A 23101-nucleotide genomic window follows, 5' to 3' on the forward strand; every position below is an offset into this window, starting at 1 on the left:
TACCGCGAAAGACGGCACTCAGGGCCGACCTTCTACACGGTTTTGAGGACCAACAGGTAGCCCCCGCCCGCGGCGTCGATGCTCGTTTCCACGTTCAACGACGGAGCCAAACGTGACAACCGATCGATCAACCAATCCGACGCTTCCTGGGCGTCGTCCTTGCCGGGACAGCGAGCGACGGCGACGCGGCCACCCTTGCGCTCGAGTTGCTCGACGACCCCGATGATCGGAGCGGGATCCACGACGAACAGCCGATCCGGCCATTCCACAACAGGTTTGACCGCACCCTTCTTGGTGTTGCATGCGCGGTGCGCCAAGCGTTCGACGCCACCTTTTGTCTTGCCACCCTTTTTTGCGGTGTTGATGCTGTCGATGCTCGGGCCGCGCGGATCATTGACGGACATGTCGGGATCGACCGGTTCGTCACACAGCCAGCAGCGCCAGGATTCACGTTCGCCGACTTCTTGAAGGGTGCTCATGTGGCAACGGTACCGTGCGCACTTTCGGCTGCTTCCGCTACCAAAAGTGCGCACGGGGCCGAAGGCCCTACATGTCTGCAATCGCCTCCAGCGGCTTCGTCTTGGCCGCTCGGTTGGCCGGCCACAGCGCCGCCAAGACACCGACCACACCCGAGCCGATCAGCATTCCGACCACCTGACCCCACGGGATCGTGATCTTGTCGAGGCCCTGATCCGCGAGAGTGCTCACGAAGGCCCAACCGAACGCGATGCCGAGAACAACTCCGACCGCCGCGCCGTACACCGCGATGAGCACGGACTCGAGGTAGATCGTGCGTCGCATCTGTCCGCGCTGCATGCCGACAGCTCGCAGCATTCCGATTTCTCGTCGCCGCTCGACCACCGACAGTGCCAAGGTGTTGATGATGCCCAGGATTGCGATCACGACCGCGAGTGCAAGCAGTCCGTAGAGGATCGCCAACAAGGTGTTGATCTGCTGGCCCTGAGTTCCCTTGAACTCCTCACGATCCTGCACCTGGACGACGACGTACTTCTCCGTGGCCGTTTCCAGCTCGGATCGCAGCGTGGTCAGCTCCGCACCCGGCTTCGCCTTCACCAGCACCACGAAGTCCGGGAGACTCTCGGCCGGCATCAGTTTCCGGTACGCCTCGTCCGAGACGATCCACGAGCCGATCAGCTGGTTGTCCTCGAACACTCCCGCGACAACGGTCTGGTACTCGACGCCGCCAGGACCGGTCAACGTCTGGGTCGAGCCGACAGTCCAGCCCTTGTCATCCGCAGTCGACTTCGAGACGAGCATGTTGTTGCCGGTCAGATCGACCGTGCCCTCGAGGATCTTGTACTCGAGCACGCCTTCGATCGGTCCGTCGAACGAAGCGCCTTGCTCGTCCTCACCGTCGACCTTCGCGCGCACCCCGTGCAAGGACGTCGCGCTCTGTACGTCGGGTACCTGCCGGACCGCGTCGGCCGCACCTCGCGGCACACCGATCGCGTTGGGACCGGTCAGGATGTAGTCGGCCGAGACACCCACGTCCACAAGAGCATTGATGCTCGCCTTGGCCGAGGAACCGAACACTCCGATGACCGTCACCAGCATCAGACCGAGAGTCAGCGCGAATGCCGTTGCGGCCGTACGGCGAGGATTACGCACCGCATTGGTACGGGCCAATCGCCCGATGGCGCCGAACGGCTTGGCGAACACGGCACCTAGCGCACCGACGATCGGTCGCGACAGCGCCGGAGCCCCGAGAAGAACCGCGATGATCAACGAGAACGCACCGAGTCCGACTATCAACGCAGCCCCACCACCGGTACCGCGAGAGCCGAACACGAGCAGTGCCACACCGATCACGCCCAGAATCGCACCGATCAACGTCCGCACTCGCAGTGAGTCACCGGTAGAGGCGAACTCCTCACGCATGGCCGCTACCGGCGGGATCTTCGACGCACGACGAGCCGGGGCGTAAGCGCTGAGCGTCGTGACGACGACGCCGACCACCAACGCGACGATGATCGTGCGGGCACCCACCTGGAGCGGGCCTTCCGGCAGACCGACGTCGAATGTGTTGAGCAGACTGCGCAATCCGTAGGCGAGACCGATACCGCCGAGCAGACCGATGATGCTGCCGATGAGTCCGACCACGAGCGCCTCGGTGACCACCGAACGGCCGACCTGTGCTCGGCTCGCACCGATCGCACGCAGCAGCGCCAGCTCACGAAGACGCTGCGCCACGATCATCGAGAAGGTGTTGTAGATGATGAACGTTCCGACGAGCAGAGCAATCGCGCCGAACGCCAACAGGAAGTAGTTGATGAAGCTCAGCGCCGAGTCGACCTCGGCCTTGGTCTCCTCACGAACCTGGTCGCCGGTCTGCACCTTGAGATCGGGGAAAACCTGCTCGACGCGTTGCTGCAGTTCCGTCTGCGACACCCCGTCGCCCGCGACGTCGATGTACTCGACGTGTTGGCCGTCGGTGAAGAGTCCACGGGCCTGCTCGTCGGTGAAGAGCGCGCCGATGAACCCGCCGGTGTCACTGCCCGCCCCCTCGTAGATGCCGGACAACGTCACGTCCACGATTCCGCGGGCCGGTGCCAGAACCTTGGCGGAGTCCCCCACCTTCAGTCCGGCTCGCTCGGCGGCGCTGGTGTTCAGCGCGACCTGACCGGTCTGCGTCGGAGGCGCGCCCTCGACGAAGGTGTCGGGTTCGGCAATCGCCTGGCCCGGCGGTAGGTAGGACTGACCGATACTCGGCGCGCCGCCGGTCTGAACAGCGCCGCCGTCTGCGTTGATCAGGACGATCTGTCCACTGACGGCCGGGGCTACCGCTCGGACGCCGTCGACCGCCGCAAGTTTGTCGACATCCTCCACCGGAACACCACTGGTGTTGCGTTCTTCCATCGATACCCGGACGTCGACGCCCTGGGCGGTGTTCTCGAAGATCGAATCGAAAGTCTTCTGGAGGGTGTCGGTGAAAACGAACGACCCCGCGACAAAAGCCGTGCCAAGCACCACGGAGAGAACCGTCAGCGCAAGTCGCACCTTGTGTGCCGCCAAGTTGCGCAGGGAAACCTTGCGCATCGGCGAGTTGCTTACCGAAGCCATGTGCTCAAGCCCCGGCTTCCACGTTCACGACCGCCTGCGGAGCGTCCAGACGCTTCATCCGGTCGAGGACCGAATCCGCCGTAGGCTCGCGCAATTCGTCGACGATCTTACCGTCCGCGAGGAACACCACCCGGTCGGCATACGCCGCTGCCCGCGGATCGTGCGTCACGATCACCACGGTCTGGTTGAACTCGTCGACGGCCGCCCGCAGGATCGAGAGCACCTCACCGGAGGACTTCGAATCGAGGTTTCCGGTCGGCTCGTCGCCGAAGATGATCTCCGGCTGACCCGCCAGCGCACGCGCACACGCCACACGCTGCTGCTGACCACCCGAGAGCTCTCCCGGCCGGTGATCGAGGCGATCCCCGAGACCCAGCTTGGTCAGGACGCTGTTCAGCCAGGTCTGGTCCGCTTTGCGTCCCGCGATGTCGAGCGGCAACGTGATGTTCTCGAGCGCCGTCAGCGTCGGCACCAGGTTGAACGCCTGGAAAACGAAACCGATGCGATCGCGTCGCAATTGGGTCATCTGTTTGTCGGAAAGCGTCGTGAGTTCCGTGTCGCCGATGAGAACGGAACCCGAACTTGCGGAATCCAGACCGGCGAGGCAATGCATCAGCGTCGACTTACCGGAACCGGACGGCCCCATGATCGCCGTGAACTCACCGCGGGCGAAATCTGCGGACACCGAACTGAGTGCGTGCACCTGGGTATCTCCGGTGCCGTAGGTCTTGGACAGGCCGACTGCGCGGGCCGCGACATCCTGGGCGTGCGAACTCATGATCGCCTTTCCTGTTCACTTCGGTACTACTTGTGGGCGTGACGGGCGCCCGTGAAAACACGGACGCCCGCAATGGTTGGTTCCATCCTGTCGGGTGTCGGGCGCGCTCGCCATCGGGGACCACCCTGATATCTGCAGCCGAGCCGGTCAGGGTCGCGGGAATGTGCTCTCTCTGCTTGTGCGCATTGACGAGAAACAGCGATACGAAGACCGGGCGCACATTAACCTTGTGACACCAATCACACGAGAGAGGCGGCCGAATGTCCGACGCCACCGCTGGAATCATTTTCGATCGGCTAGAGCACTGGGCGACGGTCAAGCCTGATCAAGCAGCGATGACCTTCCAAGGGACCGAATACACGTGGGCCCAGTGGCGAGACCGCATCTTGCGTATCGCCGCCGCCCTCGCCGAATCCGGCATCGGCGCCGGCGACACTGTCGCGTTCGTCGACAAGAATCATCTGTCCTGCCTCGAAGTCACCTACGCCGCCTCACTGCTCGGCGCCGCGAATGTCATTCCCAACTGGCGACTTTCGGGCGAAGAGCTGGATTACGTCCTCGCGGACTGTGGCGCTCGCATTCTGTTTGTCGGCAGCGAACTACTCCCCCAGATCGTCGCCATGCGCGACCGCTTGACGGCCGTCGAATCGATCTTCGCCGTCGGCGGGGAACACGACGAGTTCGAACCGTGGATCGACGAGGTCGCACCGCTGCACTCCCGCCCCGAGGTGAGCCCCGATGCCACCGCTCTGGTTCTCTACAGTTCCGGGACGACCGGTCGGCCCAAAGGCGTACAGCTCACGCATCGAAACCTGTTCGCGCACAGCAACAATGTACTCGAAATCCTGCCGGCCCACGAGGATCACCGATTCTTGATCGCGATGCCGATGTTTCACGTCGGCGGAACGTGCTACGCCATCATGGCAATTCACACGGGTGGGCGCTGTTACTTCACGAGAGAAGCCGACGGACCGTCGATCTTCGCCGGTCTCGCCGCCGGAGCCAACATCGCCTTTCTCGTCCCACCGGTCATTGCCGGAGTCCTGGCCGCAGGCGAGCAGGCGGTCGCCGCCTTCAAGGCATTCAAACGCATTACCTACGGCGCCGCCCCCATGCCCCTTCCGTTGTTGCGAGCAGCACTCGCGGCTTGGCCGGACACCGAATTCGTCCAGGTCTACGGCATGACCGAAATGGCAGGTGTCATTACCGCGTTGATGCCGGACGTTCACCGCGACGAGTCGCAGGTCGAGCGCATGGCATCAGCAGGCACGGCGATCCCCGGCGTCGAGATGCGTGTGGTGGACCCCGTCACGCTCGAGGACGTGCCCACCGGAACGACCGGTGAACTGTGGTGGCGATCCGAACAGTGCACCCCCGGATACCTGGGCAAGCCCGAGGCGACAGCCGAAACGATTACCGCAGATGGGTGGCTGCGTAGCGGCGACATGGGCCGCGCCGACTCCGACGGCTTCGTCTTCATCGAGGACCGCCTCAAGGACATGATCATCACCGGCGGCGAGAACGTCTACTCCCCCGAGATCGAACGAGTACTGGTGGAGCATCCGGCAATCGCCGAGGTCGCGGTCATCGGTGTTCCCGACGACCGTTGGGGTGAAACCGTCAAGGCTGTCGTGGTTCTCACTGCCGAAGCGCAGATCGACGAAGCCGAACTGATCACCTATACACAGGAACGCCTCGCAAAGTTCAAGTGCCCGACCAGTATCGACGTCGTCGAGATCCTTCCCCGCAATCCCACCGGAAAGATCCTCAAGCGCGACCTCCGCAAACCGTACTGGGACAACCGCGAACACAAACTGGTCTGAGTTCGCGTGCTGTAATGGGGCGGTGACTTCGCGCCGCCCCACCACACCCAATCCGACCGATCCGTGCCCGTGCGGCAGCGGCAACGCGTTGGCCGAATGCTGCGGAAAGTACATCAGCGGTGAAGCGCACGCACCGACTGCCGAAACCCTGATGCGTTCGCGTTACACGGCCTTCGCTGTGATGGACGACGAATATCTCACGCAGACTTGGCATCCCGCCCATCGCCCCACCGAACTCGATCTCGACCCCGACCAGACATGGCTCCGGTTGGAGATCCTGGACACCGAACGGGGCGGGCTGTTCGATTCCGACGGCGTCGTGGAATTTCGCGCTCACTACACATTCGGGCGCGAGCGGGGAATGCTCCACGAACGCAGTCGATTTGCGCGAACAGAGGGTAAGTGGCTCTACGTCGACGGCGATATCGGTTAGGTAACTCCGGGCACCGCCGCCGCGGATCCCGATAACGCGAGCCCTACGATCGAGTCATGACAACGAACCGGACGAGATCATTTGCCGCTGTCGCTGCCATCGCAGTGGGCGTGAGCCTGACTGCCTGTTCGCAGGACGCGGAGACCACTCCCACGGCAGCCACCTCGGCCGTCACCTCGACCTCGAGTGCAGCAGCGTCGACCACAGAACCAGTCCCGACGGACAGCTCCGACAAGACGTCGGCTGCGGGCACCGAATCCAAGCTCACCGTCGTCGACATCCGAGTGGGCGAGCACGACGGATTCGATCGTGTCGTCTACGAAATGGGCGGAACCGGCACACCCGGATGGCGCGTCAAGTACGTCGACGCGGCGACACAGGAAGGCAGCGGTAAGCCCGTGGACATCAAGGGTGCCGCAGTGATCCAGGTCCTGATCGACGGTTCCGCCTATCCCTTCGACAGCGGAGTCGAGCAGTACTCCGGCCCCAACCCGGTCCCCGGCGTCGGCGGAGTCGTGACCGAGGTCAACGGGTCCAACGTCTTCGAGGGAGTCACCCAGTCGTTCATCGGCGTGACCGAGAAGCAGCCGTTCACGGTCACGACGCTCAGCGACCCTCCGCGAGTGGTGGTCGACGTGGCCCGCTGAGGCCGCACTTGACCTGAAGTTTGGTTGAGGTTCTACCTTCGTGTCGTACCGGCCACGTAATCTTCGTGGCCGGCGACCGGAGGGGCGAAGTCATGAGTATGGAAGTCACCGCGTGGAACGCGATGTACAACGCGATGCACGCGCAAGAAGATCGGCGCCCGTTCTCGAAGGCGACACTGAAGCGGATCGCGACGTTCGCAGTTCCACAGAAACGCAACCTCAGCTGGTACCTCGTACTGAGTGTCGTCACCGCTGCGCTTGCCGTGGCAACACCCGTCCTGGCCGGGCGTGTGGTCAACGCGATAGTCGGCGGCGACGCCGTCGACGTGGTCGTCAAACTTGCCGCCCTGATCGCACTGGTAGCACTTCTCGAAGCCGCTCTGGGCCTGTTGACCCGGTGGCTCTCGGCCAGCATCGGCGAAGACCTGATCCTGCATCTGCGCACCACCGTCTTCGATCACGTCCAGAAAATGCCCATCGCGTTCTTCACTAGAACTCGAACCGGAGCACTGGTCAGCCGTCTCAACAACGACGTCATCGGCGCTCAGCGCGCCTTCAGCGACACCTTGTCCGGAGTGGTCAGCAACCTGGTCACCCTGGTGATCACGCTGATCGTCATGCTCGGGATCTCCTGGCAGATCACCGTCCTCGCGCTGCTACTTCTCCCGATCTTCGTCATCCCCGCACGGCGCATGGGCGCAAAACTTGCAGCACTCAATCGTGAAGCAGCCAACCATAATTCGCTCATGAGTACCCAGATGACGGAGCGGTTCTCCGCTCCCGGCGCGACTCTGGTCAAGCTGTTCGGCCGCCCGTCGCAAGAGTCGGCGGAGTTCGCGGTTCGCGCCAGGCGTGTGCGCAACATCGGAGTCCGGACCGCAATGCTGCAGTCCGTCTTCGTCACAGCACTGACGCTGGTCTCGGCCCTTGCTCTTGCCCTCGTCTACGGACTCGGCGGCTTCTACGCGCTGCGCGGACAGTTGGACGCAGGCGCCGTCGTGGCGATGGCATTGTTGTTGACGCGGCTGTACTCGCCGTTGACCGCACTGGCCAGCGCCCGGGTCGATGTCATGAGCGCCCTGGTCAGCTTCGAGCGGGTATTCGAGATTCTCGATCTGGCGCCGCTCATCACCGAGAAGCCCGATGCACGCACGGTGCCGCAGGGCCCGGTGTCCGTCGAGTTCAAGAACGTCACTTTTGCTTACCCGTCTGCCGACAAGGTGTCACTAGCTTCTCTGGAGGAAGTCGCGATCCTCGACACCCGCGGCGGCGAGGACGTGTTGCACAACCTGTCTTTCCGCACCGAAGCAGGACAGATGGTCGCCCTGGTCGGCACGTCCGGCGCCGGAAAGTCGACCGTGGCCCAGATGATTCCGCGCCTCTACGACATCGACTCCGGTTCGGTCGAGTTGGGCGGCGTCGACGTCCGCGACCTCAGTGCCGATTCCATCCGCGAGACCGTCGGCATGGTCACGCAGGACGGGCACCTGTTCCACGAGAGCCTTCGATCCAACCTGCTCCTTGCGCGACCGGATGCCACCGAAGAAGATCTGCGCGAGGTTCTGGAGCGAGCACGGCTCACCGACCTGGTTGCGTCGCTGCCCGACGGACTGGAGACCGTGGTGGGTGAACGCGGCTACCGCCTCTCGGGCGGCGAGCGTCAACGCCTGACCATCGCACGACTGCTCCTGGCCCAGCCTCGCGTCGTCATCCTGGACGAGGCCACCGCGCATCTCGACTCGACGTCGGAAGCCGCGGTTCAGGAAGCACTCGGCGAAGCACTCGCCGGACGGACTGCGGTGGTGATCGCTCACCGGTTGTCGACGATCCGTTCCGCCGACCTGATCCTTGTCGTCGAAGCAGGCCAGATCGTCGAGCGCGGCAACCATGAGGAACTGCTCGCGCGCGGTGGCCGCTACGCCGAGTTGTACCGCACGCAGTTCGACACCAACGCCCGGAAGAACGGCGCCCTCGCACCGACGCCGATCTGATACCGCGCAGCGCCTTGCCCTCCACACAGAAAACAGGCGCTGTCCTCCTCGCGGAGGGCAGCGCCTGTTTCAGTCTTTATGTCAGTCGTTGAAGCTGTAGGTCAGTCGTTGTAGCGATCGCGTCCGCCACCGCGGCGGTCGTCACGTCCACCGCGATCGTCCCGGCCACCACGGTCGCCACGGCCACTCGGACGTCCCTGCGGCGGGCCGAAATCAGGCTGCAACTGGATCAGGACGCCGGAGATGCGTGTGCGACGCAAAGCTTCGAGAGTCTCGTTGGAGAGGTCGGCCGGCAGCTCGACGATGCTGTGATCCGGGCGAATGCTGATGTGCCCGAAGTCGCTTCGACGAAGTCCACCCTCGTTGGCGATGGCACCGACGATGGCACCCGGAACGACGCGGTGACGCTTGCCGACTGCAATGCGGTATGCAGCCAACTCCTGGCCCTCGGGTCCACGCGAGCGAGGAGCCGGGCCGTCGTCGAAACGACGAGGGGGACGCGGTTCACGCGGCTCGCGCTCACGGCGCGGCGGTGCCGGCGGCTCGGGAGAAAGCAAGAATGCTTCGCCGTCGCGCGACTGCAATGCCAGAGCGGCAGCGATGTCGATGAGCGGAACATCGTGTTCCTGGTCGTAGTCCTCGATCATCTTGCGGAACATCGCGAGATTCTCCGAGGCCAGGCTCTCCGTGATGGAGTCACCGAACTTGGCCACGCGCTGGGCGTTGACGTCGTCGACACTGGGAAGCTGCATCTCCGCAAGCGGCTGACGCGTCGCCTTCTCGATGGACTTGAGCAGATGACGCTCACGCGGAGCGACGAACAGCAACGCGTCACCCTGACGACCGGCGCGGCCGGTACGACCGATGCGGTGAACGTACGACTCCGTGTCATGCGGGATGTCGTAGTTGACGACGTGGGAGATTCGATCGACGTCGAGGCCTCGAGCGGCAACGTCGGTCGCGACAAGGATGTCGAGGGCGCCGTTCTTGAGCTGACCGATGGTCCGCTCACGCTGTGCCTGGACGATGTCGCCGTTGATCGCGGCAGCCGAGTGCCCGCGGGCCCGCAGCTTCTCCGCCAGGTCTTCGGTGGCCTGCTTGGTACGGACGAAGATGATCATCGCCTCGAATGCCTCGACCTCGAGGACTCGGGTCAGTGCATCGAGCTTGCGCTGATGAGCAACCTGAATGTAGCGCTGCGTGATGTTCGAGGCGGTCGACGTCTTGGACTTGACGGTGATCTCGACCGGATTGTTCAGGTACTGCTTCGAGATCCGGCGAATCGAGCCGGGCATCGTTGCGGAGAACAGGGCGACCTGCTTGTCGCCGGGGGTGTCGCGGAGGATGCGCTCGACGTCCTCCTGGAACCCCATCTTGAGCATCTCGTCGGCCTCGTCGAGAACGAGGTACTTGAGATTGGTCAGATCCAGGGTGCCCTTTTCGAGATGGTCGATGACACGACCCGGGGTACCGACGACGACGTGTGCGCCGCGGCGCAGGCCCGACAGCTGGACGCCGTAGCTCTGGCCACCGTAGATCGGCAGCACGTTGAGTCCGGGGATGTGCGCGGAGTACTTGCCGAATGCCTCGGCAACCTGAAGCGCCAGCTCACGCGTGGGAGCAAGCACCAGCGCCTGGGTCTGCTTGATCGACGTGTCGATCCGCGACAGGACTGGAACTGCGAAGGCTGCGGTCTTGCCGGTACCGGTCTGTGCGAGACCGACGACGTCCTTGCCTTCGAGCAGCGGCGGAATGGTGGCAGCCTGAATGGGCGAGGGCGACTCGTAGCCCACGTCTGACAGTGCCTTCAGTACCCGATCATCGATGTCGAGGTCGGCAAATGTTGGGGGTTCGGGGTCACGCTCAATATCACTCATTTGACCAGCAGTTTAGCGGATAGAGTATAGACACGACGACATACCGGGGGTGCATTTACGACAGATCCACCCTCCCAGCGGGTTTCGCCTAGCGTATGGAGCATGACCGAAGCCACCGTTGCCACCCCCGCCCAGACCGTTGTCGCGATTGCCCAATTCGCCCCGGGGACGGACAAGAAAGCCAACCTCGAATCACTGCGATCACTGGCTTCCGATGCAGCAGCACGGGGCGCGAAAGTTGTCGTGGCGCCGGAATACTCGATGTTCACCGCACCGAAGACGGATGAACGACTGATCGAGTCCGCGGAGGACCTGGACGGCGAATTCGGTTCGGCACTGGCGGCGGTCGCCGCGGAGTTCGGAATCTTCCTCGTAGCGGGAATGAACGAGCGGATCGACGACGTGAGCAGAATCTCCAACACCCTCGTCGCGATGGACCCGAACGGCGAACTGGTGGCGACCTACCGGAAGCTGCATCTCTACGACGCATTCGGTTACCAGGAGTCGGCCGTGATCCGTGCCGGCGACATCACGGAACCGCAGACTTTCGGGTGCGACGGCCTGATCTTCGGCCTCCAGACCTGCTACGACCTGCGCTTCCCGGAAGTCACCCGGCGCATCGTCGACGTCGGCGCGGACATCCTGCTCCTGCCCGCCCAGTGGGTGCCCGGGCCACTCAAGGAAGACCACTGGACCACTCTCGTACGCGCCCGGGCCATCGAGAACACGATGTACATCGCAGCGGCTGACCAGAGCGCGCGCGGCGGCGCGGGTGCCAGCATGATCGTCGACCCGATGGGCGTCGTGATGTGTTCACTGGGCGAGCAGGTCGGGGTTGCCGCCGCGACTGTTTCGGCCGCTCGCATCGCCGAAGTACGCGAGAAGAATCCCGCTCTCGCGCTGCGGAGGTTCACGGTCTCGTCGCGGTGACCAGCAGCGGGTAGCGTCGAACAGGTCGGGGTTCGAGCTTCTCGAGGACAACGCAGTGACCCAGTATCGGGATCGATCTTCCGCCGGCAAATTTCTGGCCGGGCGGCTCGAGTCTTTGCGTCTCGACAAGCCTGTCGTTCTCGGACTCCCACGCGGCGGAGTACCGGTCGCAGCCGAGGTGGCTGCGGCACTGAACGCTCCGCTGGACATCGTGGTGGTGCGCAAGCTCGGCAGTCCGTACAACCCGGAACTGGCGATGGGCGCCATCGGTGAGGGTGGCGTGCGGGTCCTCAATCACGACGTCATCGCAGCGGTTCGCGTCTCGAAAAGTGAACTCGTCGCCGTCGAACGCGACGAACGAACCGAATTGGAACGGCGAGCGCGGCTCCTGCGCGAGGGACGGACCCCGGTTTCCCTCCACGGACGCACCGCAGTGATCGTCGACGACGGAATGGCCACGGGTGCGAGTGCCGCCGTTGCCTGCCGCTGCGCGCGCACCGCGGGTGCTGCCTCCGTCATCGTCGCTGTCCCAGTTGCCTCCCCTGAAGCAATGAGAGTGATCGCGTGCTCAGCCGATCGGGTCGTCTGCCCCTTCGTTCCTGCCCTGCTGGGCGGCGTCGGTGCTGCATTCGAGGACTTTCATCAACTCAGCGACGACGAAGTGCTGACCTTCCTCGCCTGAGAGGACACCCCTCCAGCCTGAGCGCAGTCCAAGAGATCTCTGAGAATTTGTGATGTGTGCAACATTTCGCTCCTCGGTGCCGATAGCCCAAATGGAACAAAAAGAATTCGGCTTTCTGGAGGAACCGTGACCATCTCGACCGATACCGTCGACGCCGTCGCAGCTGCGTGCCGTGACCGCCTGGGCGACCCTTCCGCCTGGGTTGCGTCAGACGCTTATCGACAGAGCCTCGCCCTGTGCATCATCGAATCCGTTCAGTCCACGTCGGGTCACAGCGAAGTGACCGTCGTAGATCGCTACCTGGCCTACCGAAAAGCCCGCGAAGACAAACCCGTCACGGACGGCGCACGCGAACTACTCCGCACCTTCGAGGAAGCCGGGAGTTCGGACCAATGGGCAGGCAAGATCGGCTCGTACAAGCGTCGCTATACGGCGACGGGTGTCCCGATCGAGGCACGTCACATCCAACAGGTCGCCGAGAAACTCCATCACTTGCGGATCAACAGCGTCGAGGACCTGCTCTCTGCTGCCGATTCCGACAACGCTCTCGATGCGGTTCACCTTGCCTGGGTGGACGCCTGCGGAGACGGTTCCGAAGTGACCTGGGCACACCTGTTGATGTTGGCCGGAATTCCACACACCGATCTGGGTACCGCTGCCGACACGTTCATCAGCGCAACACTCGGCACCACCGAGTTGCCAGGAGACACCTCGGAGATCCTTGCAGCTACTGCAGAGCAACTCGGAGTGGATCCGGACCGATTGGACTACGCAATTCGCCGGTGGTTGTCCGTGCACGGCCGCATGCTCCAACACGTCGCCTGAGTACCTGTAAACAGGCGGTCACACTAAACTGCAGGTCAGCGCCCGACCAGTTCTACCGAATAGTAACGACAGTGCAAAATGACGACTAATGTGATGCAATGCACATCAGAAATGTCAGTAGTCACTGGAGGGGTCAATAGTGCGCGAGTTCTCAGTTCCACAGTCGTTCTCAATTCCGGAGAACGTATCCATGGCCGACTCCGTGTTCCGTCACGCCGAAGAAGACCCCACATTCGTGCCGTTCAAGAGGCCGTCGAACGGTGGATGGGTCGACGTCACTGCAGCTGAATTCGCGAAGCAGGTCTCCGCAGTTGCCAAGGGCCTGATCGCTTCGGGCGTCGAGCTCGGCGACCGCGTCGCTATCCTGTCAGCAACTCGCTACGAGTGGGTCGTTCTCGACTACGCCATCTGGACTGCCGGCGGATGCACCGTCGCGATCTACGAGACCTCCTCCCCTGATCAGGCGCAGTGGATCCTCGAGGATTCCGCGACAACACTTCTGGTCGTCGAAACGGCCAAGCACGCGGAGACTCACAAGGAAGTCACCGACGGTGCAGAAGCCCTCCGCGAGGTTCTGGTCATCGAGTCAGGTGCTATCGACGAGCTGTCCAGTCGCGGTTCGGCAATCACCGACGAAGAACTGCACACTCGTCGTCACCAGGTCACCGCTGCCTCGCCCGCGACCCTGATCTACACCTCCGGAACCACCGGACGCCCCAAGGGTGTCCAGCTGACGCACTCCAACTTCTACGCCGAGTCCAACGCCTGCCGCCTGGCGATGCCGGAGTCGATGGTCCCCGGCAAGAAGACGCTGATGTTCCTGCCGCTCGCCCACGTATTCGCGCGAGCGATCTCCTTCGGCGCTTTCGACGCCAAGGTCACCGTCGCCCACACGTCGGATCTGACGACGCTCCTCGAGCAGTTCGCCGGTTTCAAGCCCAACTTCATCCTCTCGGTACCGCGCGTGTTCGAGAAGGTGTACAACTCGGCTCGCCAGAAGGCAGTCGACGGCGGTAAGGGCAGCATCTTCGACAAGGCTGCCGCCACTGCCATCGAATACAGCGAGTCCCTCGAAAAGGGTGGACCCGGGCTGGCACTCAAGCTCAAGCATGCGGTATTCGACAAGCTCGTCTACTCGAAGTTGCGCGCAGCTCTGGGCGGCGAGTGCGAGCGTGCAGTCTCCGGTGGCGCAGCCCTCGGCGCGCGTCTCGGCCACTACTTCCGCGGCGTCGGCATCCCGATCTACGAGGGCTACGGACTCACCGAGACCAGCGCCGCAATCACCGTCAACACCTCGAGCGCGCAGCGCGTCGGGACCGTCGGCAAGCCGATCAACGGCCATGCAGCACGGATCGCCGAGGACGGCGAACTCCTCCTGCAGGGCCCGGTCGTGTTCGCCGGCTACTGGCACAACGACAAGGCGACGGCCGAATCGATCGTCGACGGCTGGTTCCACACCGGCGACCTCGGATCGATCGACAACGAGGGCTACGTCTCCATCACCGGGCGCAAGAAGGAAATCATCGTCACGGCCGGAGGTAAGAACGTCGCACCGGCAGGCCTCGAGGATTCCCTGCGTGCGCACGCTCTGATCAGCCAGTGCCTCGTCGTCGGCGACGGTCAGCCGTTCATCGGTGCACTGATCACCCTCGATCCGGAGACTCTGCCCGGTTGGGTCGAGCGCAACGGCCTGCCCGCCGGCACCGCGATCGCGGATCTGGTGAAGAACGCCGACCTGATCGCCGAGATCGACTCGGCCGTTGCCGACGCGAACAAGAAGGTCTCCAACCCCGAGCAGATCAAGAAGTACACGATCCTCGAGGTCGACTTCACCCAGGAGACCGGTGAATTGACGCCGACGCTCAAGCTCAAGCGCAACATCATTCACGAAGCTCACAAGACCAAGATCAGCGACCTGTACGCCTGATCGATCGTCTTTCACGAGTCTGGCCCGGTTCGAATGCGAACCGGGCCAGACTCGTTTCACTCTCCGGCGGAGAGTAGTTCCTTTTCGATCTCGGATGGAAGGCCGTGCACCGCACGATCCTCCCGCTGGGTCGGCAGAGTTTCCCGTTGCATCCATTCCCAGGTATCGCGCACGGTGTCTTCGACGGGACGGCACCGCAACCCTCCCCGCGCCGCCTTGGCAGTGTCGGCTTCGAGGAAACCCGCGAACTCGCCCTCTTGCGGGACCCAACACGGCAGTTGTGTCCACGGTTGCGCTCCCGCTGCTGCAAGTCGGTCCTCGTCGATCCACACCAACTCCGCACCCGAACCGGTGGCGTCCACGCACGCCTCGAGGAGCCCGGAGGTAGTGGTGTGCCCGGACGCACTGATGACGTCGTACGTCCCGCTGATTTCGGCCGCCAGTCCGGACAGGACAAACGATGCGATGTCGCGGGCATCGACGTACTGCAACGGTCTGGTCGGCGCTCCGGGAGCAACGACGCGTCCACCCGCAGCGATGCGCTGCAACCACCACGGCAACCGCCCGATGTCCTCGTGCGGACCGAGGATCAACCCTGCCCTCGCGAGCAGCGCGTCCGGGAAGGATTCCAGGACAGCGAGTTCGGCCCCGCGTTTGGCGGACGCGTAATCGCTGTAGTCATCGGACGTCGCAGATGCGGCAACCACCGGCGAGCCCTCGTCCACATGCAAGCCCCATTGGTAGACGGATCCACTGGAGATGTATGCGTACCGGTCGACGTGACCGTGCAAGACGCGTGCATTCTCACCGACAACTCGGGGGCTACCCGACCAGGTGTCGACGACAAAATCCCATCGACGATCACCGAGCGCCTCAACCATCGCTCGCTGATCGGTGCGATCCGCGAACAGAACCTCCGCGGTAGGTGGTGGCGCTCCGGTGAGCCCCCGATGGAGCACTGTCACTTCCCAGCCCCGTGCCAGGGCGTCGTCGACGAGGGCACGGCCGAGGAACCGTGTTCCTCCGAGCATCAGCAGCTTCATGACGGCCATCGTCACTCGAAAAGCGTCGTGCAGCAACAAGTTCGTCTGGTAGCGCAATTTCCGACGAGTGAGGGTCGGAAGAAGCGCTCAGATACCCCGTCCGGGATTGAGAATGCTCTTCGGATCGAATGCGGCCTTCACCGCAAGCATCAACTGGCGTTCGGTCTGGCCGACCATATCTGCCATGTACGGCGCTTTGAGAACCCCGATACCGTGTTCACCGCTGATCGTTCCGCCCAACGCCAGTGCGCCGGCAACGATGTCGTCGAAAGCTCCGCGCGCACGATCCTGCGCTCCCGTTTCGGCAGCGTCGAACACGATGGTCGGGTGGAGATTGCCGTCGGCGGCGTGGCCGAAGGTTCCGATCGTGACACCGTGGCGATCGGCCGCTTCACGAATGCATTCCAACATGGACGGCAACGCCGGCACCGGCACCGCGACGTCGTCGAGAAGTACCGTGCCCAACGCCTCGAGAGCTGGCAACGCCATCCGGCGGGCGGCAGTGAACTCTTCACCTTCCACGGGATCGTCGGTGTGGAAAACCTCTCGAGCCCCGGCACTTTCGCACGCCGCGGCGCAGTCCGCTGCCTCGGCGGCCGCCGACCTACCGTCGCACTGGATGAGCAGCATCGCCCCGGCCGATTCGTCCAACCCCATCTTCGTCAGCCGATTGACCGCGCCGATGGTGACGTCGTCCATCAACTCCATCTGACACGGTTCGGCCACTGCCGACACGGCGAGGACGGCATCGATCGCGGACTCCGCGGAATCGAAGAAGGCGACGACGGTGGTCGCCGCAGTGGGCGCCGTACGCAACCGCATCGTGGCTTCGACGATGACCGCGAGCGTTCCCTCCGAGCCCACGAGCAGATGTGTCAGGTCCAGCCCCGCAACATTTTTGCGCGTCCGTGCACCGGTACGGATCACACGCCCGTCGGCGAGTACCGCCGTCAGGGCCGCGACGTGATCACCGGTGACGCCGTACTTGGCGCAACAGATGCCGCCTGCATTTGTCGCCAGATTGCCGCCGATACTCGAGATGGCCCGGCTTCCCGGATCCGGTACGTACCAAAGACCCTGCTGTGCAGCAGCTTCCGCCAGGTCACCATTGATCACTCCGGGCTCCACCGTGGCGGTGCGCGCGGCAGGATCGATCTCGAGAATGCGATCCATGCCCGCGACGCTCAAGACGATGCACCCGTCGAGCGCATTGGCAGCGCCGGCCAACCCGGTACCTGCCCCGCGTGTCACCACCGGAACGGAGAGTTCGTGCGCCACCGTCATAACCGCGACGACGTCGTCGACCGTCTTCGCCTTGACCAGCGCGGCGGGTCTTCCGGCTGCAGTGAGCAGTGATTGATCCCGGACGTACGCGCCCATCCGGTCGGGATCGGTTGTCGCCCTGTCCCCCAGCGCTTTCTGCAAGCGTTCACCCAACAGATCGATACTCGTGGTCATTCCGTTCGTCCTTCGTAGAATCCGCGCACATGGCGCTCGACCAAATCGGCGGCCTCGTCAGCTGCGCCGCGCTCGATCGCGTCGGCGATACCCTCGTGCTCGGCCAGCAGTGCGCCGAGTGTGGCCGCCGAGTTCTCGCGCGAGTCGAGTTCGCTCAGCAGGTAGCCGGCGATGCTGTCGCGGAGAACAGTCATGACCAACCCGAACGCCTTGTTTCCGCCCGCTCCGGCGAGCGCAACGTGAAAGTCGACGTCGGCGTCGTGGAATGCGACCGAGTCGTCGGCAAGTGTTGCGATGCGCATTCGCTCGATCGCAGCCCGGGCGTCCTCTGGCACGGCGGCGACGGTTCGCAGCGCAGCAGCTTCGAGCAGCACTCGCAATTCGACAAGATCGCCGAGCGGAACCGCGCCCACTTGCAGTGCCGTACTGAGAGCGGTGGCCGCAGAATCGGCGGTGTGCTCGTGCGTCACCCGAGGCCTGGCAGTCGAGGTGGTGTCCGCGCCGGTCAACAATCCCTGTGCTTGCAGGACACGAAGTGCCTCGCGCACCGTCGATCGACCCACCGAGAAGGTCTGCGCGAGTTCCTGTTCGGTCGGCAACGCCTCGCCGACGGGAAGCGAGCCGTCGAGTATGGCAGCACGGATTCTTCCCGACACGGCAAGGCTGAGCGGCATGCGCGACAACGGAGTCGTATCCATGCCGCGACGCTACCACCCCTTGCCTGCTTGTCTGACAAACTGTTTAATTGAGAAGATTCGTGACCCGGACCACAACAGACAAGGTGTCGACCATGACCGACAAGCTCGAATTGGATCCAGCAACCACTGCCGTCGTGCTCATCGAGTACCAGAACGACTTCACCACCGAGGGCGGTGTTCTTCACGAGGCCGTCGCTCCGGTCATGGAATCGAACGGACTCCTCGCGAACACCACTGCGCTGGTCGATGCGGCTCGGGCGGCAGGTGTCACCGTGATGCACGCACCGATCACCTTCGCCGAGGGGTACAACGAAATCACCTCGCATCCGTACGGCATCCTCAAGGGCGTCGTCGACGGCAAGGCTTTCGTGAAGGGTTCCTGGGGAGCTGCGATCGTCGACGAACTCGCCCCGAAAGACGGCGACATCGTCATCGAGGGCAAGCGTGGACTCGACACTTTTGCCAGCACAAACCTCGATTTCATTCTGCGCAGCAAAGGAATTCGCACGATCCTTCTCGGCGGCTTCCTGACCAACTGCTGCGTCGAATCGACCATGCGCACCGGATACGAGAACGGTTACCGGGTCATCACACTCACCGATTGCGTGGCAGGCACTTCGGTCGCCGAACACGAGAACGCGATCACCTACGACTACCCGATGTTCTCGCACCCCGTCACGTCGAAAGAGGTGCTCGGCGCGCTCTCCTGAGAGGACTACCTGGAATGCGCGAGAAGGAATTCACGGCTGACGTTGGTGACACTGGCGTGAACCTTCTCGTGCAGCAGGTCGTGACCGGCGTCCTCGAACTCGCGCATCTCGACGTTGCGCAGCGTCCGCGCCCAGTCCCGGACGGGATCGACCGGGGCGATCCGGTCGTCGGTACCGTGAACGACCAGCACTGGGATGCCCGCGTCGGAGAGTTCCGCCCACCCGTGTTGCTCCACCGCGCTGCGCGGAATGCCGCACAACACGGCGGACGCGAATTCGTGATCGCGATGAGCCAGCACCGTCAGCGCAGTCACGGCACCTAACGAATGACCCATCACCGCCTGCGGAACTTCGGGCAGTTCCGCCAAGGCGATGTCAGCCAGCGCGGCTGCATCGGCAGCAAGATCGGAGAGCGGAGCCCCGACTCCCGGATCACCCTCCGACAAACCGTGCCCGGTGTGATCGATCGCCCACACGTCGATCCCCGACGCCGTCATTGCGCCCGCGAAACGGTGATACTGCCCGCTGTGCTGACCGAGGCCGTGCAGAAAGACCAAAGACACAGTGGGCACTGCGCCCCCTGCCGCCGGCCAATGCCGAAAGTGCACCTGACCGGTTCGTCCGTCGAAGAAGGGCATGGTCGTCATTCTGCACTCTCCTACGGGTATCCGCGGGCGGTGGGCGATTACTGGCGGGTTGCCTTGTCGGTGAGCGATGGCACAATCTCCGTGTGTTCCTACTCGATGATCAGATCGTCTACAGCGCCAGTGACCTCTCGGCCGCGGCCTCGTGCGAGTTCGCACTGTTGCGGCAACTCGACGCCCGCACCGGTCTGATCTCAGCCGAGGCGGCCGAGGCGGATCCGATGCTCGAGCGGACGTCGAGCCTCGGCGACTCGCACGAGCGCGAACAGCTTCAGAAGTTCATCGATCAACACGGAGACGGCGTCGTCGTCATGCCGCGACCGGAACACTCACGCGCAGGCCTGACCGCTGCCACGTTGGCCACCGTCGAGGCAGCACGATCGGGCGCGCCAGTCATCTATCAGGGAACCTTTTTCGACGGCCGATTCCTCGGGTTCTGCGATTTCCTCGTCCGCGAAGGCAACACCTACGCGGTCTACGACAGCAAGCTCTCCCGGCACGCCAAGGTGTCGGCACTTCTACAACTCGCCGCATACGCGGATGCGTTGGAGCGCAATGCAATTGCCGCCTCCGATCAGGTTCATCTACTGCTCGGCGACGGCAGCACGTCGTCGCACGACATCGGAGACATCGCGCCGGTATTCGCAGCACGCAGAGTTGAACTCGAACGAGTCCTCGACGAGCACCGTGCTGAGGGGAAACCGACACAGTGGCTCGACGATCGGTACCTGCGTTGTGGTCGATGCAACACCTGCAGCGTCGAAGTCGAAAGCCATCGGGACCTGCTGCTGGTTGCGGGCGTCCGCGGCAATCAGCGTGAACAACTGATCGTCTCGGGGATCACGACAATTGACGAACTCGCCGCGAGCACCGGCCCTGTCGAGGGAATTCGACGGGAAACACTCGACAAACTCCGTGCACAGGCCGCGGTTCAACTTCGTCAGGAACAATCCGGCGACGCCGAATTCGAGGTCTACGAACCCTCGGCGCTCGGCGGACTACCCGTCCCCGACGACGGCGACATCTTCTTCGACTTCGAGGGCGATCCGCTCTGGGCCGAGGACGGATCCACCGACTGGGGGTTGGAATACCTTTTCGGTGTGGTCGAAGGACCGGCGGACGACTACGTGTTCAAGCCGTTCTGGGCACACGATCGCGACGGTGAACGCCAGGCACTCCTCGACTTCCTCGACTATGTCACCGCGCGCCGAGAAGCTCACCCCGGCATGCACATCTATCACTACGCCGCGTACGAGAAATCGGCGCTGTTGCGCTTGGCCGCACGTCACGGTGTCGGCGAGCAGACGGTGGACACGCTGCTCAGCGAGAACGTGCTCGTGGACCTGTACCCGATCGTCCGCGCCTGCCTGCGGATCGGACAACGCTCGTACAGCATCAAGAAACTCGAGCCGCTCTACATGGGTGAGCACGGCCGCGACGGCGACGTGACCAACGCCGCCGCTTCGGTTGTCGCTTATGCCGACTACTGCCAATTGCGCGACGGCGGACAAGCCGACCAGGCCAGGGAACTTCTTCAGGGCATCTCCGACTACAACGAATACGACTGCGAATCCACTCTGCGCCTGCGCGATTGGCTTGCCGAGCGCGCCGCAGAACACGGCGTCGAACTTCGTGAGCCGACCGGGCAGATCAAGATTCCACTCGAGGAGCTCACCGAATCGGAGATCGCGCTCCGCGAATTCGCAGGACACAAGGCAGGTTCGGCGCGTACCCCCGATCAGCAGGCAGCTGCTCTACTGGCTGCTGCGGTGGGGTACCACAATCGTGAGCGGAAGCCGTACTGGTGGGCCCACTTCGACCGATTGGTCACACCGATCGAAGACCTGGTGGACATCCGCGACGTCATGGTGGTCGAACAGTCCGAAATCGAGGCGGACTGGCACAAGAGCACCCCACGTCAGAAGAAGTTCCGTCGACACATTCAGCTGACCGGAAGTTTCGGCACCGGAACGTCTTTGAGCCCGGGCAGTGATCTGTTCGCTCTCTACGCAACCCCCTCCCCCGATGCTGTTGCCAGCGAGAACCCCACCCAACGCGGCACCAGCAGCGTCAAGGTCACGGCCGTGGTCAAGTCCGAAGGACTCGACGTGGTCACCGTCGAAGAACTGCTCGGCGGTGACGAATACCTCGATGCTCCAGTCGCATTGGCACCTGGTCGTCCGATTCCCACCGGACGCATGGAGAAGTCCATCGCCGCTGCCGCATCCGGCGCCAGCAAGATCCTGCCCGAACTGCCACCCGTAGCAGCGGTCGACATTCTCCGGCGCAGCACCCCGAGGACACGCTCGGGTTCACCGCTCCCGCCCGTCGGCACCGACAACAACTACGCGGACGCCATCACCGCCGCACTTCTCGACCTCGATGATTCCTACGTGGCAGTACAAGGTCCCCCTGGTACGGGCAAGACGTACACGGGCGCTCGTGTCGTCAAGACACTGATCGAACAACATCAGTGGCGAATCGGAGTGGTGGCTCAATCACATTCGGTGGTCGAGAACATGCTCGGCGGCATTCTGAAGGCCGGCGTGGACCCTGCACTGGTCGCGAAGAAGGGCAGCCGCAGCAAGACCGCAGAATGGCAGGACATCGCATCCGAAGAATATGCGGGATTCATCGCCGAGGCCGAAGGCGTCGGCTGCGTCATCGGCGGCACTGCGTGGGATTTCGCGAACACCGATCGTGTTCCAGCGGGCAGCTTGGACCTGCTCGTGGTGGATGAGGCGGGCCAGTTCGCGCTCGCCAACACCATTGCCGTCGCGATTTCCGCGCGAAACCTGTTGCTGCTGGGCGATCCGCAGCAGTTGCCGCAGGTGAGCCAAGGTACTCACCCCGAACCTGTCGACGAATCGGCGCTCGGTTGGCTCGCCGAGGGACACGGCGCACTGCCACCCGAACTCGGCTACTTCCTCGAGAAGACTTGGCGGATGCACCCGGATCTGTGTGCGCCCGTGTCCGCATTGTCGTACGAGGGCAAGCTGCATTCCCAGGAAACCGTGAGTGCGGCAAGAAAACTCGACGGACTCGCTGCCGGAGTGCACACGGTGTTCGTCGATCACCGCGGCAATTCCACGTACTCCCCGGAAGAGTCGCAGGAAATCGTTCGCCAGATCCAGGGCCTTCTCGGTACGCCATGGACCGATCCGAGCGAGTTCGAGGGAACCCGGCCCCTGGAGCAGTCGGACATCCTCGTGGTCGCGGCATACAACGCCCAGGTCGGTACCGTTGAGCGCGATCTCACCGAAGCCGGTCTCACGGAGGTCGAGGTCGGGACCGTCGACAAGTTCCAGGGCCGCGAGGCCGCGGTGGCAATCGTGTCGATGGCCGCATCTGCCGTCGAGGACGTCCCGCGAGGAATGTCGTTCCTCCTGTCGCGGAACCGCCTCAATGTTGCTGTCTCCCGCGGCAAGTGGTGCGCGATCATCGTCCGATCACACGCGTTGACGCAGTACATGCCGAGCACGCCCGCAGGATTGGTGGAGCTGGGCGCGTTCATGAGGTTGACGAGCTAGGCGAATATTTTCACACCCGAAACA

The 23101-nt window shown here is 63.4% G+C and carries 18 protein-coding genes; 10 read left to right on the forward strand and 8 right to left on the reverse strand.

The genetic code is table 11. From position 1 onward, the window contains the following. Positions 1-32: 32 nt before the first annotated feature. The 3 genes from H7C86_RS19300 to H7C86_RS19310 all read right to left on the reverse strand — a co-directional run bounded on the left by H7C86_RS19300 (position 33) and on the right by H7C86_RS19310 (position 3859). Positions 33-479: a hypothetical protein gene (locus H7C86_RS19300; protein WP_020970172.1), complete on the reverse strand. Its 447-nt coding sequence runs from the start codon at positions 477-479 to the stop codon at positions 33-35. A 67-nt stretch (positions 480-546) separates the two neighbouring features. Further along, entirely contained in the window at positions 547-3081 is a 2535-nt protein-coding gene (locus H7C86_RS19305) for an ABC transporter permease (protein WP_031333659.1), read from the reverse strand. 4 nt (positions 3082-3085) lie between these two features. After that, positions 3086-3859, reverse strand: a complete 774-nt coding sequence (locus H7C86_RS19310) for an ABC transporter ATP-binding protein (protein ID WP_092763254.1) — start codon at positions 3857-3859, stop codon at positions 3086-3088. A gap of 260 nt (positions 3860-4119) precedes the next feature. Between H7C86_RS19310 and H7C86_RS19315 the strand changes: the two genes are divergently transcribed. The 4 genes from H7C86_RS19315 (at position 4120) to H7C86_RS19330 (ending at position 8753) form a co-directional block, all read left to right on the forward strand. Then, positions 4120-5682: a long-chain-fatty-acid--CoA ligase gene (locus H7C86_RS19315; protein WP_019749300.1), complete on the forward strand. Its 1563-nt coding sequence runs from the start codon at positions 4120-4122 to the stop codon at positions 5680-5682. A 22-nt stretch (positions 5683-5704) separates the two neighbouring features. Further along, positions 5705-6115 (forward strand): YchJ family protein, encoded by a 411-nt coding sequence (locus tag H7C86_RS19320; protein ID WP_021344960.1) that lies wholly within the window; start codon positions 5705-5707, stop codon positions 6113-6115. A gap of 56 nt (positions 6116-6171) precedes the next feature. Further along, positions 6172-6762, forward strand: coding sequence for a hypothetical protein (locus tag H7C86_RS19325; RefSeq protein ID WP_019749302.1), 591 nt, complete (start codon positions 6172-6174; stop codon positions 6760-6762). Positions 6763-6854: 92 nt separating this feature from the next. After that, positions 6855-8753, forward strand: a complete 1899-nt coding sequence (locus tag H7C86_RS19330) for an ABC transporter ATP-binding protein (protein WP_113683127.1) — start codon at positions 6855-6857, stop codon at positions 8751-8753. A gap of 101 nt (positions 8754-8854) precedes the next feature. Here H7C86_RS19330 and H7C86_RS19335 read toward each other — a convergent pair whose 3' ends face one another. After that, the gene (locus H7C86_RS19335) at positions 8855-10630 is read right to left on the reverse strand and encodes a DEAD/DEAH box helicase (protein WP_003945121.1); all 1776 of its coding nucleotides are present in this window, start codon (positions 10628-10630) and stop codon (positions 8855-8857) included. 102 nt (positions 10631-10732) lie between these two features. Between H7C86_RS19335 and H7C86_RS19340 the strand changes: the two genes are divergently transcribed. The 4 genes from H7C86_RS19340 (at position 10733) to H7C86_RS19355 (ending at position 14994) form a co-directional block, all read left to right on the forward strand. Continuing rightward, on the forward strand, positions 10733-11560 hold the full coding sequence (locus tag H7C86_RS19340; RefSeq protein WP_182262083.1) for a carbon-nitrogen hydrolase family protein: 828 nt from the start codon (positions 10733-10735) through the stop codon (positions 11558-11560). Positions 11561-11615: 55 nt separating this feature from the next. Next, positions 11616-12242 (forward strand): phosphoribosyltransferase, encoded by a 627-nt coding sequence (locus tag H7C86_RS19345; protein ID WP_024487772.1) that lies wholly within the window; start codon positions 11616-11618, stop codon positions 12240-12242. 126 nt (positions 12243-12368) lie between these two features. Further along, positions 12369-13067, forward strand: coding sequence for a hypothetical protein (locus H7C86_RS19350; protein WP_019749306.1), 699 nt, complete (start codon positions 12369-12371; stop codon positions 13065-13067). Between the two features lie 139 nt (positions 13068-13206). Continuing rightward, positions 13207-14994, forward strand: a complete 1788-nt coding sequence (locus H7C86_RS19355) for a long-chain fatty acid--CoA ligase (RefSeq protein ID WP_019749307.1) — start codon at positions 13207-13209, stop codon at positions 14992-14994. A 56-nt stretch (positions 14995-15050) separates the two neighbouring features. Here H7C86_RS19355 and H7C86_RS19360 read toward each other — a convergent pair whose 3' ends face one another. The 3 genes from H7C86_RS19360 to H7C86_RS19370 all read right to left on the reverse strand — a co-directional run bounded on the left by H7C86_RS19360 (position 15051) and on the right by H7C86_RS19370 (position 18193). Then, positions 15051-16037, reverse strand: a complete 987-nt coding sequence (locus H7C86_RS19360; protein WP_041816081.1) for an NAD-dependent epimerase/dehydratase family protein — start codon at positions 16035-16037, stop codon at positions 15051-15053. Between the two features lie 87 nt (positions 16038-16124). After that, on the reverse strand, positions 16125-17495 hold the full coding sequence (locus H7C86_RS19365; protein ID WP_182262084.1) for an FAD-binding oxidoreductase: 1371 nt from the start codon (positions 17493-17495) through the stop codon (positions 16125-16127). After that, positions 17492-18193, reverse strand: a complete 702-nt coding sequence (locus H7C86_RS19370) for a FadR/GntR family transcriptional regulator (RefSeq protein ID WP_021334305.1) — start codon at positions 18191-18193, stop codon at positions 17492-17494. Before H7C86_RS19370 ends, H7C86_RS19365 begins: the two co-directional genes overlap by 4 nt. A gap of 92 nt (positions 18194-18285) precedes the next feature. Here H7C86_RS19370 and H7C86_RS19375 point away from each other — a divergent pair, with 92 nt between their 5' ends. Next, entirely contained in the window at positions 18286-18903 is a 618-nt protein-coding gene (locus H7C86_RS19375; RefSeq protein WP_020908430.1) for a cysteine hydrolase family protein, read from the forward strand. 5 nt (positions 18904-18908) lie between these two features. Here the strand turns inward: H7C86_RS19375 and H7C86_RS19380 are convergent, their stop codons facing one another. Further along, complete coding sequence (locus H7C86_RS19380) at positions 18909-19550, reverse strand: alpha/beta hydrolase (protein WP_021344970.1); 642 nt, start codon at positions 19548-19550, stop codon at positions 18909-18911. Positions 19551-19633: 83 nt separating this feature from the next. Here H7C86_RS19380 and H7C86_RS19385 point away from each other — a divergent pair, with 83 nt between their 5' ends. Continuing rightward, positions 19634-23077: a bifunctional RecB family nuclease/DEAD/DEAH box helicase gene (locus H7C86_RS19385; protein ID WP_182262085.1), complete on the forward strand. Its 3444-nt coding sequence runs from the start codon at positions 19634-19636 to the stop codon at positions 23075-23077. The last annotated feature ends 24 nt before the right edge of the window (positions 23078-23101 follow it).

It is taken from the genome of Rhodococcus sp. UFZ-B548, assembly GCF_903819475.1.
Taxonomy (GTDB): Bacteria; Actinomycetota; Actinomycetes; order Mycobacteriales; family Mycobacteriaceae; genus Rhodococcus_F; species Rhodococcus_F erythropolis.